The following is a 17,459-nucleotide window of genomic DNA, read 5'->3' as shown; positions in this document are numbered from 1 at the left end:
GGTATTATAATCTATGTAGTACATGATAACGCATACGTTACCCCTAAAGCATAGAGTTACAAAGCGTGACCGATATGAGCATTAAATTGGTTAGTATCATTAAGCCTAAGCTGAATTCAATAAAGAGTCTAAATTAAAGCCTGTAATATAAATTTGATTTATTCAGGTTGAATAATTTCAAAATAAAACCTTAAGTAAATGAAATTAAGGGATTTAAATCAAAACTCTTTTTGAGGAAGTTTTGCAGACATTTACTCATAAACCTCTAGTTACCAAATAAATATAGACTCAGAGTTAACTGAATCACCACATTAGCCATATGGCTAACACAATGGTTTTTTAGCTTGCTGTTAGCTATATAGATAACAGCTGGCATTTTAGGTTACAATGTCAGATGCATAATAAATCCTATTGGTAATTGTATGGCTAACAGAGTCGAAATTGGGAAGAAAGTCAGCGTAAGTAGAAAGGCTTTAGGCTATACACAGCAAAGGCTTTCAGTAATATCCGGCATTAATAAAACAACAATTTCAGAAATTGAAAATGGCCGATTTAATGGTTCTTTCGATATTTTTGATCGCTTGCTCGATGCTGTTGATTTACAGTTTGATGTTTCTCAAAAAAAGTATTCGCTACCTGATTGGGATGAAATTGAAAATATATTCTCAGAGGATGAATAATGAGTACAAATCCAAACTTACCCAGTAAAGTTAAAAATACTACCGTGTGCACTAACAATACAGAGCTTGGTATATTAACTCATGGCTCAACTCATCATTACCAGCCGACACAAGAAAAGCAGCACATATCGTTAACAATGACAAAAAAAGGTATAGACGGTTACTCTTCAGGTTCTCTGCATCCTATCTTTTCACAGAACTTACCAGAGGGCTTTAGCTTTAATGGACATTTTAATTTCAAACAGGGAGTCGGAATAGGGTTTGTATGAAGCACAGTAAACTAACGCCTTCATCGTTTCGCGAAGGGTTTGCTCTCTTTCTATTCGCATACGGTTAGTTCGCGCCGCTAGTGCGATGGTACTGAAACCAAGATTGACCATGCCACCAGCGTATCGCGCTTTGTTTAAGAACGTATTAAGTTTGAAATCATGCATTTCAATACGAGCAATAAGCAGCTTAGCAATTGGATTTTTAGCTTTAAAATCGAAATGCGGAGTCAAATGCCTATGCACAGAGCGACCTGTTATTACAGTGTCGCTCATGGTCTGATGCTACGATCAGATAGAGTAATTTTCATAAAAAAACACTTATAACTTAAATTTTAGCCAAAAAAGCCCTTGACCTTATTTTTATGTAGTATAAGCTTGTCCTTAGATTAAGTGGGACTTACCAGTTGGCGCTGGTTGCTTACAACATTACATAAAGATAAAACCTTCCTAGAACCGACTTTAATGTCGGTTTTTGTTTTTCTATTGCTTAGCAATGTTATTTTATTGTTATTTCTTCGTTATGCTTTGCCTTCTTTAAATGTTAATTTTCCAATTACTGCGCACTTTTTTAAGTTAATTTGTACCTTTTTCCAATCAGTAGCCTAAATGTTTGGAATGCGTACTATATCTCTTAAGGGTTAGGCCGAGTATCCAACACTACTCTCCGTTGGGTATTTGGCCTTTTTAAAACCTACCTTTGCAGTGCTTCCAACTCCTTTATCATTTTTTCCGTTTCCACCGTGGCTTGCTTAATTATTTCTTCTTGAAACGCTACTATATCTATACCCTTATCTATTGCCATCGCGTTTATATCGCTTACGCGTAGATCTTTGAATTGCTTGTTTGTAGGGGCTGTTATTGTTTGCTTGCTATCAATAATTAATACCCCTCATCCTCCATCATTTTTATCAATAGCGCGAAGGCCTCCATTGACTCGCCTTGTGAATTTCCGTCACGCATAAACTTATCAATTAATCGCTTGCCATCTAAGGCGATCACTTGAGATGATTTTTTGCTTACTTGTTTCTGCAGCTGCGCTATTTGTTTTGTCTGTTGGTAAGTTTTAACGCTTACCAACAGTAAAGTAGCAACGCTGGTGGCTAAAATGAGTTTTGTTATGTAACCGGCCATTATTTTAGGTCCTTAATATCGTCTTGGTTTAATTGTAAGGTCATCCCCTTTTGAACTAAGAAATCCACTTCGATACCTGCTGGGATCTCGATAACTGGCCACATAGCCTCAGCAATTGCTAAGTAATATGACGCTACACGCTCCATTGCGCTACTTGCCCCTTCCATTATGCCTGCGCCAGCGTACTGGTTTAGGTTTTGGCTTTGCCATACTGTAGATGCAGAAAGCTCAGTATTAATCGAAGGTACTTGCTGCGGGGCAGCTGCACTTGCAAAACCAGATAAAAAGCCTGCTTTGATAGAGTTACCTATCGCTTTGCCACTACGCTCGATTACAGTGCCACGTATACCGGTTAAACCATCTGAACTAGACACAGCATATGCAGTTAATGATTTTTCAATGGCTTGGCCATCATTCGTAATACATGAAATTGCTTCTGCACGGATTTCAACACGTTCGCTTGCTAAGTTACCAATACCGGCTCCTGTTTATTTTAACGTCATGTTTATAGTTCACTTTCATTGCTTGGATAATCTTGCTTATTCGTACCCCCTTGATAAATGATGGGTTAGAATCGCTATCTAGCGCCACGTTTTTTAATATAATATCTATATATTCTTGCCCACCTGTAACTTTGATTTTATTAGCTAACAGGATTTCACCGAGACTCCCTTTGATACTTGTAGTCGTATATTCAAACTCTGTTGAATCACTTGAAGGCAAACTAGAACCCGCTTTACCGGCCGTAACTTTTTTCTTAACTGTTTTACTCTTTGCTTTTGTAGATTTGGTGCTAACGGCTTTACTATTTGCTGTGTCGCCCTTCACAGCACCAGTTAACGACGACTGACCTAAAGGTGTTAATTCAAAGCAAACTAAAGACTCTAATTTTCGACGCCTAACAAGTGTTGCAAGGGAAGAGCTACCTAACTTTTGGCGTATAAAACCTTTACTTAATAGATCTTCCCCAGCTTCGATTTGATTGGTGTTATGGATTTCAACGTATTTTTTTACGTCTACGTACCATTTATTATCTATATGCAAAACATAGTTGCTTGATATAGGTTTTTCTTTTTTCACAGCTGGTGGTGTTGCCTTTTCAGTTTTCGCTGGTTCAGCTTGTTTCGCTGGTTCAGCTTGCTCAGCTTGTTTCGCTGGTTCAGCTTGCTCAATAGAAGTGTCGGTGCTGTTCTCAAATACAATTGGTGTTACATTCGCTTTTTCTGGTTTTTTAGGCTTTGGCAATTTTTTCTTTTTAGCCGTGCCTTTGTTTTGCTTACCGCTATCCATTTCATCTTTAGGTGTGATGTGCTTTTCTTTCATATTTTCTACATCAGCTTCACCAGCCACAGCCTGTTTAGTTGTGTTAATGTAAACTTTGTCATGTAACTCGGTGGTTTCTTCAATTTCAGTCTCTTTTTCTTCGTTAAGTGCTGTCGTGTCAAAGCTGAGTTCCGTAAAGCTTCCATCTTCTTTTGTAATGAAGTATTTTTTTGAGGTACTTAGGTAAAGTAAGCCTTCCAAATTTGGGTGTACTGGATCAGAATCATATATCCACTCGCGATACACCACCTTGATTAATTCAATCCAACTAATGCTGATTTTTTCGTCAATGATGTTGATAACATCTTGTTCAGTGAACTTACCTATAGCAAATAGTGCAAAGCGATTTTCTTTATCGAATGGCTCTACTATGCGGAAATCTTCCATCATTCCTAATAGTGATTTTGTATCAGTTGGTAGAGCATCGAACTGGTTAGCGCGTGCAGCTTTGAGAATTCCATCAAACGCAGATTGCCAACGTATGAAAACACAATCTCCAATTACAAAAGCATGGCTTTTTTCTCCGTTAAAATTCCATTTGCTTTTAAGGCTTCGCATCGTATCGACAATGGACATCATTCTGGATTTTTTTAGAGTACCAAAAGCCGACGTTGCCATCGTTTTTACATCTTTTGCAGTGGAAACCGAATCACCAAATCTAATCGCAGTAGCTAGGTATCCATTTATGTGTGCATATCCATTTAGGGCAGACGTTAGATTGCTGTACAAGTCATCAGGTGAGTCCATAATAAACTCTAAGCCCTCTCCCTTTAATATGTGTGGTAGCAGGGTAGCGCCAGAAGAAACGTGCTCCTTGTGCACGCGGGAGGCCCTAAAATGAACAAAATACCGCTCTACTTTATTACGGGTAGCCCATTCTATTAAAGTTTCAATTTGCGGTATCCAAGGTTTAATTGGTTTATCCCAACTCGCGATAGGCACACTTTGATTATTTTTGTCGTCATAAATTGTATACGCACTGACCTGCATATCTGTCAGAATTTTACCGGTATCATGTAAAAGTGCACCAACCCACGCGGCATACATGTAACGCACGCGGCGTTGTGCATCTAAATCTACTTTGCCAACTGTCGGAGGCAATTGGTTGTCAGCTTTACGTAAAGCGATTAAAGCGGCATCTAGCGAGTGGCGAAATAATCCGCCTGGCTGCGAATGATGATGGTATTCAGATGCAGGTAACATGTGAACATATTCTGCTAGCTTGCGAATCACATTCAAATATCGCGCTTCAAAAAGATTAACTCCATCCTCAGTAGTTCTATGTAAACCAATGTCTACATGTTGCTCAAGCGCGATAATTTGGTCCTTATAACGTTTTAAAATGGCATCCACACAAAACACGCTCAGACCATTTACTTTAGGTGGGTAAAATTGAGCCTCAGCATCGTGTACCCGCCTGTTGTAAATGTCTAAATATATTTCTCCAGTTACATTTGTTTGCAACTGGAGTGGTTCAGGTTCATCTTTAAGCACTTCTACATCACCAGAATTCGGTTTTGTAGAAGTGGATAAACCAAATAACATCTTCATCGAGGATACGAATGACATTAGGCTACCTTGCTCGTACTATCTTCTTTGGTTTTGATAATTAATTTCATTTGCTCTTCAGTCAGAATCATCTTGGCTGTTTCGTAAGGAAGCGCACACAATGAAAGCATGTTGAAGTGTGGATCACGTAAAAACTCTAAATAGTAACGTGGCTGAAATTGTCCACCTTCGCGTTTGCCCGGCGAGGTCACTTTCATTATTCTGTCTGTAACACCAGTCACAATCGCAGCTGCTTGCTTGCACGCATGCTCATACTCAAGGTCGTCTAAGAACCCAAACATGAATAATTTCTCAATTGCGTTTACCTCCTTATCAATGGCAACAATTAACTGAGTAATAGTTAGGCCTACCGGATGTGATACTTCAAACTCCATAAAGTAGCTATCCGGTGTGTTAATTAAGAACTCGCCTGTGACTGGGAAGTTTTTCTCTTTCTCTACTCTTTGTTCATGAAGTGTATCTAATTGAACTTGAGCAACGGCCAAGTTAACGTCTGAATGCCATTGGGATATTCTCGTGTACGCAGCGTTTGAGGTTTTTGCCATGCGTAAAATTGCAGCCAATCGCTCAAATGCATTTAAAATTTTATGTTCGTTGAGCTTCAAATATGAATGAGTATGGTCAGTTTCATAATTGATTTTCGTCGAGATGGTTTTCATTTTACCTGCATGTTTCGTAACCGACTTATGTTGTGCTGGTTCATTCTGCAATGGTTTAGTTGATCTTGAATCACTTGTTTTCTTCGCCATGTTCTAGCTCCTTTGCTTCTAGTGCTTTTGAGTTATTTAGTAATTTTATGCTTTGATGAATAATATTAATTAGCGTGATTATGGGTTCAGCTTCACTTAGGAATTTATCTATAAATTCAACCTCCCAACTTTCTGCGTTTTTTACTAATTGGAATCGACTTGTAGTGCCATCCTTATTGCGCTTTAGTTCATTTGCATAGCGGAGTGTCTGCTTATTGCTTTTGGCAACATTGAGCCTAGCCCAGCTATTGTCGTAAACTCTCCATCTGAGCGTTATTCGGTTATGGTTTTTTGTTTTGTATATGCGAATGCTCGGTGCAACCTTGCCAACTTTAGCGTTTAAGTCAGAGTTAGCGCTTTGGGCTATGATTTTTCTATTCCTGTCACGCCAAGCAATCCAATAACCATCTACTAACGAATCAAGCTGTAAAGCTAGGTCGTCCTTCTTGTCGGTTAAATACTTCTGAACTTCTAATGCTTCTGCTTTCATTTTTAAACCTTTTCTTTTTCCATAGAGCTATTTTTACCTAAATATCCAAAAGAGAAAAAAAATAGAGAGGGTGTAAATGCATGCTGTAAATTTCGGGCACCTACCGGTGGGGGTTTGTTTTTGTGTAACTGCCCTAAAATCTAATTGAGGGCAGTTTTGCGAAAGTGCCCCTAAAAGGGCGGTTTGGTCGAAACTGCCCTCAATTAATTAGGGTATTATTTTATTTTTTACTTTTATGTATTCCTTAGTCATCATTGGTAATGTAGTAGATTCTCATAAACTGCCCTCAGTGGGCAGTTTGTATGTCGCGCTAATTAATTGAGGGCAGTTTTAATGATTTATTTTTTTTAATTTAAAGAAAGTGCCCGAAGAATGGGCGGAAAAAAAATCTCACCCTATTAATTGAGGGCAGTTTTTTATTTTTATTCATTTCCTGTTTTACTAATTTTAAATTCTAATAGGCATGAAAATTGGCTTATCTTTTCCAAATTAAGCAAATGTGCCCTCATGCGGGCAGTTTAAGAGATAGTTCACTATTAATTGTGGGCAGTTTTCATAACTCTTATATTTTTATTTAAGCGATAATGCCCGAAGAATGGGCGGAAAAAAATTCTCACCCTATTAATTGAGGGCAGTTAAGGATAATGCCCCTTTATATTAATTTGATAGGTTGAAGTGTATTAGGCTTAGCTGCACTAAGTGTAAAGATTCGTATTGGAGTGCATCTTAATCAATTTACTGTGCATATTAATCAAGAAGAAGTGATGAACACGTTGTTAAAGCGTAGGAGTGTTTAATAAGAGTTAAAGACTAAATGAGTATCGCAGTTCATCAATTAAAGCAGCACTAAGCTGCTCAGTTTGATTAATAAGGGTCATGTGGCCAGAATTAAGCTTATTTTATGCCATACCACCCACTTGCTCACCATCCGAAATTGAGCAATGCCATATTGTGCCCCTTTTGTGCCGCTTTTAGGCCACACCTGCAACATGCTCACTATCCGCAATTGAGCAGTGCCATATTGTGCCGCTTTTGTGCCGCTTTTAAGCCGCACCTGCAACATGCTCACTATCCGCAATTGAGCAGTACCATATTGTGCCGCTTTTGTGCCGCTTTTAAGCCGCAGCTGCAACATGCGCACTATCCGAAATTATGCAGTGCCATATTGTGCCGTTTTCGTGCCGCTTTTAGGCCGCACCTGCAACATGCGCACTATCCGAAATTATGCAGTGCCATATTGTGCCGTTTTCGTGCCGCTTTTAGGCCACACCTGCAACATGCTCACTATCCGCAATTGAGCAGTGCCATTTTGTGCCGCTTTCGTGCCGCTTTAATGTTGTAGAGTGTGTTTTTGGTTTACCTCCCTTAACTAATAACTATTAAAGAACCTTAGAGGTACCATTTTGGGGTGCTCTAATATTTAAAGCTTTTAATTACCGGGTGTATGCTCTGGCTGAACAAATTATTGCATTGTAACGGGATTAGCTCTTTGGATGTGAAGATGCGTTTTTTGCATTACTTTGCCTCTTAGCGACCTTATTGGGCATATCAATAAGGTGGAAATTAATAACGCTTTGTTTAAGGCTGAAAAGTTCGGATGAGTATCGTGCCGCTTTCATGCTGTAGTGTGAATTTGCCGTAACTTATAAAATTACAGCTACCCAAAAACTACATTGTAAATTTTTTAATCTAATTCTATAACTGAGCCACTGTAGCGGCTTAACCATTTCCCCGTGCGCTTACATTCTACAAATTCATCTTTGGCTTGATGCATTTCTTCAAACGCTTTAGCAAGGCGAGTATCTTTAATTTTAAATAGTTGGCAATAATCTGCTGACGCATATTCGACAGTAACAAACAAAAAGCGACGAATATGAATACCCACCAAACTTGCTACATAAGTATAAAAAGCTTGCTGTAGGTCGTATTTCAACGAGCGCATTTGTCTTGAAAAATCATCTGGATTAGCAGAGCGAGTAGTTTTTACATCAGCGGCTTCATCATCAAACCTAAGCCAATCGAATTTAACCTTCAAAAGTAAACCTGAACGTGGGCAGCGTGAAATAATGGCAACTTCTGGTAAGCCATAATTAATGTACGCATCAGCTTGTGGTTCATTTTTTAAAGATTTAACTATACGTATAGCGCTATCCCACACTTGGCCATCAACACCCAGCTTACCGCCATACAATGTTTTTTCTTCGCCCTCTATTATTGCGGTGCTTTGTGCGCCCTCTTTTTCGCGATTAAGTCGTAATAAATGTTCAAAAACTTTCGCATTTGGATCGTGTTTAACCAATCGCTCAGCTTTAACAGCCTTAGTTCCTGTTGTTTTTAGATTATGCTTTTCCAGCTCAGCTTTAATTTGCGCCTCAGTATGCAATGCATCGGGCTCATCAATAGGTAGTAATTCTCTAAAGTATTTATTGTAAAAGTCTTCTGGCTCAAGAATTAGCTCATGGCCAAGTGTACCTGCATCTAATGTGCGTTGAGTTTGAAGCGTGCGCTTAACTTCAATACCTGATAAATATCTACGGTAGTAATGAGGCGGTGATTCCTTGAATTCTTTAAGTTGAGATGAGCTTAAAGCAGGGAGGCTATGGTACAAATCATTAGGCATATTAATGTAAATGCCTTCAATTAACTCGCCTTGAGAATCAACATAGTTAGGCTCGCCATTAGCATCGAAAGCTTCTATGGCTTTTTCTACCCAATTACTTAACTTAGGTGCAAGTTCTTCATTAGAGATAGCTTCTTGAATCTCATCAAGACCATAATTTAATTGTTTTGCTGCTGACATTGGTTTAACCCTTTAACTATTTATGCCGACCATAATGCCATAGATAGAAAATCAGGCTACTAACCTAGAGCGGCATAATAAACATGTAGTTAAGACTAATAACCATTGTGCTTAATCAGTATGATTTTATTTTTGATATGAAATATTGGTTACACAATTATGGTGTGACACCAGAATTGTGTATCTTTGCTGTTGCACACAACCCCCAAGGTACTCATGTATATGGGTGGCCTCAAGCTACCACTATGGAAAATAGGTCAAGTTACTGCCCGTATTTTGGCCATGCAGCCACGCTCTATGGGAAATAGGTCAAGTTTACTGCTCGTATTTAAGCGATACAGCTCGGCTCTATGGGAAATAGGTCAAGTTTACTGCCCGTATTTGGGCGATACAGCTCGGCACTATGGGAAATAGGTCAAGTTACTGCCCGTATTTGGGCGATACAGCTCGGCACTATGGGAAATAGGTCAAGTTACTGCCCGTATTTTGGCCATGCAGCCACGCTCTATGGGAAATAGGTCAAGTTACTGCCCGTATTTTGGCCATGCAGCCACGCTCTATGGGAAATAGGTCAAGTTTAACTGTAAGCGCGCATTTAAGCAGTGCGCTTAGCTATAATCGAAGTCTAGCTGCACATTCCACGGCATTAGGTCGGTAAAATCATCATCACCCTCATCTCGATTCGGCAACGTTTTAAATAAATGCACAAAGTAGTAATAAGGATTGATGTCATTGGCACGACACGTCATCACAATACTATAGAGTGTGGCGCTTGCTTGGGCACCATTAATTGACTTTGAGAATAGCCAGTTTTTCCTACCAGTGGTAAACGGCCGAATATCTCGCTCAGTAATATTATTATCAATCCCTAGTTCGCCATCTTCACTATACGCATTAATTTCGGCCATTGATTAAGCGTGTATTTTATCGCTTTGCCAATATAACTCCCCGCCGTTACTTTACCTTCGGCTTCATCAAGCCACGCTTTAAAGTGCATTAATATGGGTAAGGCTTTTTCTTGTCGTAACTGATACCGCGCTTGAGGGGATAACTGTTTGTTTTTAGCCTGGGTTTCCAGTTTATATAATTGGCTGATAAAGCTGATGGCTTTATGCGCTCGACCTTTGTTTTTCGACTCTGCTTTTAAGGCATCGTTATATTTGCGTCTAGCGTGTGCCCAACAACCAACAGGGGTAATGCCTTCAATACCGTCATAAACACGGTAACCGTCGCACTGTAAATAGCCTTGATAACCGGCAAGAAATTCTTTTGCGCAAGCGCGACTTCGACCTGCTTGGTAATCGTAAATCACGACAGGCTCATGGCTAACCTCATTGCTGCGATAAACCCACATGTAGGAATTGCTGCTAGGATTGTCACCTTCATCTAAGACTTGTGTACGGGTTTCATCGGCACATAAACTGTGCTCATTAAGCAAGTGACGTTGCATGGCTGCTACTAAGGGGTTGATTAGCAGGCCCGCTTTAATACACCAATTAGCTAATGTTCCGCGCGATAGTTCAAGGCCGCCACGGCCCAGTATTTCAACGAAACGATAAAGCGGTAAGGCATCGCAGTATTTGCCTGTCACAACCGCTGCTAATGCCTCGGGACTGGCAATACTCCCCGGTATCGGTTGTTTAGGTTTAGGCGCGGTGATGATTTTACTGGTCAATTGTTCATGCTCGCAATGTCTGCAAGCATATTTAAATTGTTTGTGCTTAATGACGCTGACTTTCGCCGGAATAATTTTAACTTGTTCGCTGTCTTCACTACCACATTGATGTAGTTGCTCACCGCAACACTGACACGTTAACTCGGTTAAGGTGTGCTCAACCTCTTCTCGTTCAAAGTGCTCAGCCAGCGTTTGTTTGCCTTTCTTATGGTGTTTAGGCGGCTCAGTCGTTTTATGATGCTCCGCTTCATTGAAGGTGCCCCGTGGGGCTTTTTCACTTTTTTTTACCGTATTTTTGGGATTTACTTAACTTAAGCTCAGCAAGCAAGTGGTCAATCCGCGATTGCATTTCAACCTTATCTTCTTGTAAAGCATCAAGCTTAGCCTGCATAAGTGCAAGCTGATTTTGTAGTTCGGTGATGAGAATAGTGTCTGGCATTTTAATAGCATGACACATGGGAAAGATCGTTCAAGTAAAAAAACGATCTGATTAATTTACATCACCGATAACCCCGATAAAGTCGGGTGCCGTGTTTGATTACTGACCGGTAACCCTGATAGCAACCACTGAAATCGTCCTTGTTCTAAACGACGATAATAGAGCCAAAAACCGGTGGTATCCCAAAATAAAGTCTTTAATTTATCGCGTTGTTTATTACAAAAAACGAACCACGCTTGGCTTAAAGGATCGAGAGATAGGGTATCGCTGACAATAATACTTAGGCCATTGATTGATTTGCGCATGTCGGTGAACCCCGTGACCAAGTAAACTTGGTGTGTGCAAGGTGTCACAGTACGCTCAATAATTTGGCTAGCGTTTGGTTAGCTAATGTCGACTCGAAGTCTATTTGATAGTCGTTTGGTGTGGTGAGTTTAATGATTGAAGGTTGCGTAAAGGCTTGTTCATGAATAACAAACGGGATCACCTGTTGCTTTTTAACCCTTACCGTTTACGCCAAACATAGAAAGTCGATGCGTTAATGTTGTTATCACGACAAAATTGAATGGTGGCTAAACCACTCGATTTTTGCTGCTCAAAAATGCCTTGCCAGTGTTTTATTTTTTGCTGCTTATTCATAATTACCTCAGGTTAATATGCTGAGTAAATTATGCATAGGTGCCATTAACATTGGTATGTGGGGCTAATTACGCGCTTACTTTTAAGGGCGATATTGCGCAAAAGGTAACTAGTCTTTTTTGTGACTTAAAGCCGTGATGTTTTAATAGCTCTTTCACTTGGTGGTGTGCTTTGGTTTTCGATGTACTGCTTAACCACATCCAAACTCGTACCACCACATGACACAATAGCTAGGCGACCAAAAGTGATTACCCCAAAGCATTGTCTTTATCCGCCCCCAATACTCGCGCTTTAGCATGTATGACGATTTTCCTTTGAGCTTATCAAGCAGGGAGAGCCGTATTAAAAGTAAATCCAGCCTACACCTGTCAGGAGTGCGCCAAGTGCGATCACACTCACTCCGACAACCGAGGATCACAAGAACTATTTTTGTGCGGTAACTGTGGAAACACTGACAATGCAGATAACAACGCATCACAGGTCATTAAGAAACGGGCAATTAACCTAATATTATAAACTGGAATGGTGTTGTCTGACGGTGGAGTTCTACGAACCAAGTCAGATAGTGGACGTGGAGGCAATCGTAAGACTAGCCGAGCCAAAATCTCGACTAGCGGTGTCCAACGAAGCGTCAAAAAAGAAGAGTTAGCGACTTAGGCTGTTATCTTGGAAGCTCGCTGCTTTAGTTGCGAGTAGTTCACATGAACCTTAGCATGTTATTAAATAATAAAATATTTCTTAAAAGTACGCATAATGATATTAGAAATCAATCTTAATCAAATCCAGTCCAAGAAGGACGGGTATTGGCCATTAATTTAAGCCTAACTCATTGGCCTTTTAAGGTGATGAGTAACAGGTGAAATATTTAAACTTCCGGCAGTCTATCGCTAAAGTAAAACTCCAACAATAAGTTGATGCTTAAATTTGCATATATGCCAGATTCGATTTTAGGGTCTGGCACGTGCCAATTACGGACTTTAATAACGCGCCCTACCTTGGCTTGTTAAGTTGTTTTGCTTTCTTTTTATCCCTAATCCATAAAACTGAGCCATTTGTTTTTTTCATTTCAAACAAGTCTATAGCTTGAAATAAATCACTCAACTTCTTAAAGCCATAATTACGCTGGTCAAAGGAAGCGTGATTTGAAATATGCGTACCGATTGGCCCTAACATGGCCCAGCCATCGTCTTCTTCGACAGCCTCAATTGCTTGCCTAAGCAAATTAATTAACTTAGTGTCACTTTTTATGTTCTTTTTTTGTTTTTGTATGGGGGGCTCTTTTTCGCAATCTTCGTCAAGATAGAGGAATCGTGAGCAACTATTAACGAAAGCTAGCGGTGCTTTACGTTCACCGAAGCCAATCACAAATTTACCATCAGCCAAAGAACGAGTTACCAAGGGGGTAAAATCACAGTCGGACGACACTAGGCAAATAACATCAATGTCTTTAGTGTACAGAACATCCATAACATCAATTACTAATGCCATATCCGTGGCATTCTTACCCTTGGTAAGATCGAACTGTTGCATCGGCTGTATTGCAAATTCATGAAGCACATCTTCCCACGGCTTCAGGTTTTGATTTTTCCAATTTCCATATGCTTTACGAATGTTGACTACACCATAGCGCGCCAATTCGGATAGCACTTTATCTATCTTTTGAGCAGGTGCGTTATCTGCATCAATAAATACCGCAATTTTCTCTTTATCTCTCAAAGAAGCCTCCTTACAACTTAAATTTTGTTATGTAACTTTTTTTGAACTTTAGACCAAAATCATTTTTTAAATTCAGCTTGATACAATTTAATTCCAGCACCTATGATTAACTTTCAAACGATTTCTATATCCATTGTGATGCTCTTTCACCAAAATTAATTGACTAAACTTTCCCTGGTAGAGGGTAAACTTGGTCTCCTTTAGTCTTAAAGGTTCGCCACTCCTGTCCATACTCCCATTGCTAGGGTTTACTATACAAGACCCTTTGAAGAGATGTAAACACCACCTAGATATCGATGTTCCAAGGCAATAATCGTTTAATGTCTGGCTCAGACTGACCAATCTTATCGAGCCGATGCATGATGTAATTAAATGGCGTTAAGCTGTTGGATTTCGCAGTTTATGCCGAAAGAAAAACTATGCCGAACCACTTGGCTAGACCCTTATAATACAAAGATACTTACATATTATTGCTTCACCATAGTGTTATCTATAATAATTAATTTACGGGGAAGGGTTATGATTTATCGAAATTTTCCGAGAAAACCCATTGATCGACGCGAAGCGGCGTCGATGGGTAGTTCACTGGCATTCTACAAGGGTAAAAAAACAATAACGTGACCTCATACGGACCTTTGTATCTAGCGTCAATTATCTTAGCCGGTTGATACCAAATTTGATTCACTCTTATTGAGCGCTAAGGGCGCTCAATGCAACGGATCTACTTAGCATAGGTGTGGACACCACGGTAATAGCGATGTGGCTTGTACATGAGCTTACACAGACGATACAAAGATACTTACATGCTCATATGGCAATGAATAAAGCCGTATTAGCGAAAGTAGCACTATTTAATAAGCACAGTAAACTTAACTATAAACCGAGCGATAAATTGTTAAACTTTCTTTCTTCCTGTAACTCCAAGGTAAAACTATGCCGAATCGAAACAGGATCCTTGCAGTCAAATAACACTAATCCCAGCACACTTATAAAACTAGGGACCATGTGTTCGCATGGTTTTTATTTCGGTATAAACCTCATTCATACCGCATCAGGCATAATGAGGTTTCGATGATGCTGTACAGGTGGGCAGATATAGCCTAACAAGTGTGGTCTAAACGGGCAGTAATATGCCTCAGCAAGTGCAGTCTAAGCAGGACGGTGTAGTCTAAGTGGGCAGATACACACCTCTCGGATGTAGTCTAAACGGGGCTGTTCACTGTATTACTAACATTTTACCTTAGACATCTTTTGCATGAGAAGCGCCTGAATTTGGCCATTAATTAAACCTAACTCATTGGCCTTTTTAAGGTGATTAGTAACAGGTGAAATATTTAAACTTCTGGCAATCTCTCGATGGGATGAGTCAGGCTAGATGCTGTTGATTTATTCAGCCTGAATAGCTAGAAATAAAAAACACAAAGAGACTTAAAAACAATAACTTAAAACAAATTTCCCGTTGAGGAATCTAAAAGGTATTCACTCATAAAATAAATTAGCTATGACTGAATACCTTTATAATTAAAGCGAGTCTTGCAACACTTTAGCAATAGCCTGGTCTAAAGTATCTTGTACTTCTTTCGTTAGCTGTGAAAACTCATAAGCGAATTTTCTACCTTTAACGCGCTTACGTGCATAGGTATTCTTTTTGCTAAAATTTGCAAGTGGAGTAACGATAGCCTGCTCGGTTGGCTTAGGTTTGTATGTTTTAATAGCGTCTGTAACTATTTTTAATACAGCTTCTTTATAATCGTCTTGAACTAATTCACTATTGATATTAATTATATTGCTTTCTATATCCTTTATAAATTCATTTACGTTTTCACCTAACGTTTTTTGTACTGTATTTAATACTTTGTAGTCTGAGTGTGACAATAAAGAAATATCCGGAAACAGCTCAATAATAGCACTATCGATAGAGGCAGCAGTTAGCGCCTTACTTACCTTGGCTTGGCTTAAGCCCATTTCTTCAGCTAATTCAGATTGCGTGAGTTTTTTATTATATTTTTTTTCATAAAGCTGACTTTCTAACTGACAACGCATACCTATTTCACGTAAGTTGTGCTCTTTACTAACTTGCAGCTGCTTAGCTAATGCTTTAGCGTCACCAGAGCTAATATCGTCATCTGTGACTAATATTTTAAATGAGTTAATTTTACCTGCTTCAAGCAAAAACCTAGCTCTACGCCTGGAGCCATCTAGCAGATCAATTACGCCATTAACTCTTCGGCCTATAGCTGGATAATATTGTTGTATACATAATGAGTCTAGATCTTGAAGGGATTCTTTGGTTAGACCAGATTGATCTCGACCATTCACTTCAAATGTGACCGAAGTAAGCTCTTTAACTTGCTGATAACTTAATGTAATAGGAACAAATTGCGCTATTTTTCCTGATTTTAACTTCCAGGATACACTCTCTCCAACATTACTTATCCCTAGATGGGTTTGTAATACATCCATTAGTGATAATTTAGAACCAGTGATCTCTGCTTTTAATTGCTTTGCAAGCGACTCTATATTACTTTTCTGTCCTGACTCGATTGCATCTTGCGCTCCGACTGCATTGCCAAGTGGTGATCTTATTCCACGTTTTCTAGCCATGATTTTACTCCTGCTCCTGCTCTTGCTCTTGCTTACGCCATACATTCACAATATCGCGCTGTAGTTGACTTGTTACTTCATAAGCATTTTGCTGTGCCACTTGGTATGACATTTTACTTTTTGGGTACTCACTTTTAGACATATCAAACACCGTTGATAATAAAGATGATGCCTGCCTTACAGCTTCACTATTTTTAAATTCTTTAGAGTATAAATAAGGTGAAAAGCTATCATTAAGGCTATTGAGTAACTCCGTTGTTGTTGAACTGTCTTTATGATTTGTAATAAGTATTTTCATGAAGTCATACCCCTGATGCTTAGCATTATTCAATAATCCCCAGACTTGCGGTATATATGAAAAATAAGAACACGTTGCATCTATGTCATTTTCTGTAATTGATAGTGGGAAAAGTACACTGGTTGCGGCGTAGTAAGCGTTATACGTTGCATAGCCTAATGATGGAGGGGTATCTATTATGATAATATCGAATTCATCTTCAACTTCATTTAAAATCTTACTCAAAATAGAGTAGGGCGAACTTAGAGACTTACTAAATACGCCTTCATGAAACCACCCCTCAATACCACGATCTGATTGTGAGGCAGGTAAAATACGGAGGTTTGGAATTGTAGTAGGTAAAAAGGCACTTGAAATAGCTTCTTTTTTAGTTTCATTTTCGTCTAATTCATAGTTTCCCATGATCAGATCGCCTACAGATAAACAACCTTCTTGTGCTGATTCAGGGGCGTAATACATTGATAGTGTAGCTTGTCCATCCATATCAATAAGGCCTACGCGATACTCTTGATGAAACTCAGTAGCTAGTCCTGAACCTATTGTTGCACTTGACACTGTTTTACCAACACCACCTTTTTGATTCTGAATCACTATAATCTGTGCTTTCTGCTTATCACTACGTTTGAACTTAGGTTCTTTACGTAATTCAACAGAGAGCGAATCTCTTACTTTATAAATTTCTTCGATGTCAATTGACCACTGTGCATCTTCGTGTCTACGTGGGTCAATACCCAGTGAAGCGCAATACCTATCTAAAGTTTTTACATCAATATCTAAATATATAGATGCTTCAGCTCGCGTAAAACTTCTAAGCTCCTTACGATGATTTACTAAAAGCCTCTGATTGCGTCTTTTTATATAGCGATCAGCGCCTTCCTTTAAATCTTGAAAAATGTGAGTAGTCTTTTCAATGGTCATAGATGAATCCCTTTTTATTTAAAACAAGTGTATCCCTTGCTTTTTGAGTTGTCCATGTATTTTAGAGGTATTTGATTTTTGTTTTAGTTTTATAATTTGAGTTATTCACATTGAATAATTACCAAAAAAGAAGCCGTAGGTGTTGGCAAATGTGGCTTG

General features: G+C 39.2%; 14 protein-coding genes and 3 pseudogenes. 3 read left to right on the top strand and 14 right to left on the bottom strand.

Going from position 1 to position 17,459, the window contains the following annotated elements; genetic code table 11:
* Positions 1–422: 422 nt before the first annotated feature.
* Entirely contained in the window at positions 423–680 is a 258-nt protein-coding gene (locus PARC_RS21080) for a helix-turn-helix domain-containing protein (RefSeq protein WP_010554729.1), read from the top strand.
* Positions 680–949, top strand: coding sequence for a HipA N-terminal domain-containing protein (locus tag PARC_RS21075; protein WP_238142584.1), 270 nt, complete (start codon positions 680–682; stop codon positions 947–949). Before PARC_RS21080 ends, PARC_RS21075 begins: the two co-directional genes overlap by 1 nt.
* 879 nt (positions 950–1,828) lie before the next feature.
* Here the strand turns inward: PARC_RS21075 and PARC_RS21070 are convergent.
* From PARC_RS21070 to PARC_RS22025, 11 genes and pseudogenes are all read right to left on the bottom strand, one after another.
* Positions 1,829–2,080 carry a hypothetical protein gene (locus PARC_RS21070; protein WP_010554732.1) on the bottom strand — a complete coding sequence of 84 codons (252 nt, stop codon included), beginning with the start codon at positions 2,078–2,080 and terminating at the stop codon, positions 1,829–1,831.
* Entirely contained in the window at positions 2,080–2,502 is a 423-nt protein-coding gene (locus PARC_RS21065; RefSeq protein ID WP_238142588.1) for a TraB/VirB10 family protein, read from the bottom strand. The genes PARC_RS21070 and PARC_RS21065 overlap by 1 nt, the downstream gene beginning before the upstream one ends.
* A gap of 46 nt (positions 2,503–2,548) precedes the next feature.
* Positions 2,549–4,972, bottom strand: a complete 2,424-nt coding sequence (gene mobH / locus PARC_RS21060) for a MobH family relaxase (protein ID WP_010554734.1) — start codon at positions 4,970–4,972, stop codon at positions 2,549–2,551.
* A complete protein-coding gene (locus PARC_RS21055) occupies positions 4,972–5,721 on the bottom strand; it encodes a hypothetical protein (protein ID WP_010554735.1) in 750 nt (249 codons plus the stop codon). The genes mobH and PARC_RS21055 overlap by 1 nt, the downstream gene beginning before the upstream one ends.
* Positions 5,702–6,211 (bottom strand): hypothetical protein, encoded by a 510-nt coding sequence (locus PARC_RS21050; protein ID WP_010554736.1) that lies wholly within the window; start codon positions 6,209–6,211, stop codon positions 5,702–5,704. The genes PARC_RS21055 and PARC_RS21050 overlap by 20 nt, the downstream gene beginning before the upstream one ends.
* A gap of 874 nt (positions 6,212–7,085) precedes the next feature.
* Complete coding sequence (locus PARC_RS21045; protein WP_010554737.1) at positions 7,086–7,346, bottom strand: hypothetical protein; 261 nt, start codon at positions 7,344–7,346, stop codon at positions 7,086–7,088.
* Positions 7,347–7,895: 549 nt separating this feature from the next.
* Positions 7,896–9,011 carry a PD-(D/E)XK nuclease-like domain-containing protein gene (locus PARC_RS21040; RefSeq protein ID WP_010554738.1) on the bottom strand — a complete coding sequence of 372 codons (1,116 nt, stop codon included), beginning with the start codon at positions 9,009–9,011 and terminating at the stop codon, positions 7,896–7,898.
* Between the two features lie 608 nt (positions 9,012–9,619).
* Positions 9,620–11,143, bottom strand: a pseudogene (tnpC, locus tag PARC_RS21035) (IS66 family transposase).
* A gap of 38 nt (positions 11,144–11,181) precedes the next feature.
* Positions 11,182–11,478 carry an IS66 family insertion sequence element accessory protein TnpB gene (gene tnpB / locus PARC_RS21030; protein ID WP_010554741.1) on the bottom strand — a complete coding sequence of 99 codons (297 nt, stop codon included), beginning with the start codon at positions 11,476–11,478 and terminating at the stop codon, positions 11,182–11,184.
* 151 nt (positions 11,479–11,629) lie between these two features.
* Positions 11,630–11,764, bottom strand: a complete 135-nt coding sequence (gene tnpA / locus PARC_RS21955) for an IS66 family insertion sequence element accessory protein TnpA (protein ID WP_010554742.1) — start codon at positions 11,762–11,764, stop codon at positions 11,630–11,632.
* Between the two features lie 126 nt (positions 11,765–11,890).
* Positions 11,891–12,098: pseudogene (locus tag PARC_RS22025) on the bottom strand (transposase); the annotation flags it as partial.
* Positions 12,099–12,145: 47 nt separating this feature from the next.
* On the opposite strand from PARC_RS22025, the pseudogene PARC_RS21885 reads away from it, so the two are divergent.
* Positions 12,146–12,280 (top strand): annotated as a pseudogene (locus tag PARC_RS21885) (hypothetical protein); the annotation flags it as partial.
* A 474-nt stretch (positions 12,281–12,754) separates the two neighbouring features.
* On the opposite strand, the gene PARC_RS21010 reads toward PARC_RS21885, so the two are convergent.
* The 3 genes from PARC_RS21010 to PARC_RS20995 all read right to left on the bottom strand — a co-directional run bounded on the left by PARC_RS21010 (position 12,755) and on the right by PARC_RS20995 (position 17,300).
* On the bottom strand, positions 12,755–13,480 hold the full coding sequence (locus PARC_RS21010; protein ID WP_010554743.1) for an NYN domain-containing protein: 726 nt from the start codon (positions 13,478–13,480) through the stop codon (positions 12,755–12,757).
* 1,521 nt (positions 13,481–15,001) lie between these two features.
* Complete coding sequence (locus tag PARC_RS21000; protein WP_010554745.1) at positions 15,002–16,084, bottom strand: ParB family protein; 1,083 nt, start codon at positions 16,082–16,084, stop codon at positions 15,002–15,004.
* A 4-nt stretch (positions 16,085–16,088) separates the two neighbouring features.
* A complete protein-coding gene (locus PARC_RS20995; protein WP_010554746.1) occupies positions 16,089–17,300 on the bottom strand; it encodes a ParA family protein in 1,212 nt (403 codons plus the stop codon).
* Positions 17,301–17,459: the final 159 nt, after the last annotated feature.

It is taken from the genome of Pseudoalteromonas arctica A 37-1-2, assembly GCF_000238395.3.
In the GTDB taxonomy this organism is placed as follows: Bacteria; Pseudomonadota; Gammaproteobacteria; order Enterobacterales; family Alteromonadaceae; genus Pseudoalteromonas; species Pseudoalteromonas arctica.
The sequence above is the reverse complement of the archived record's forward strand: the minus strand, read 5'-3'. Positions and strand labels throughout refer to the sequence as shown.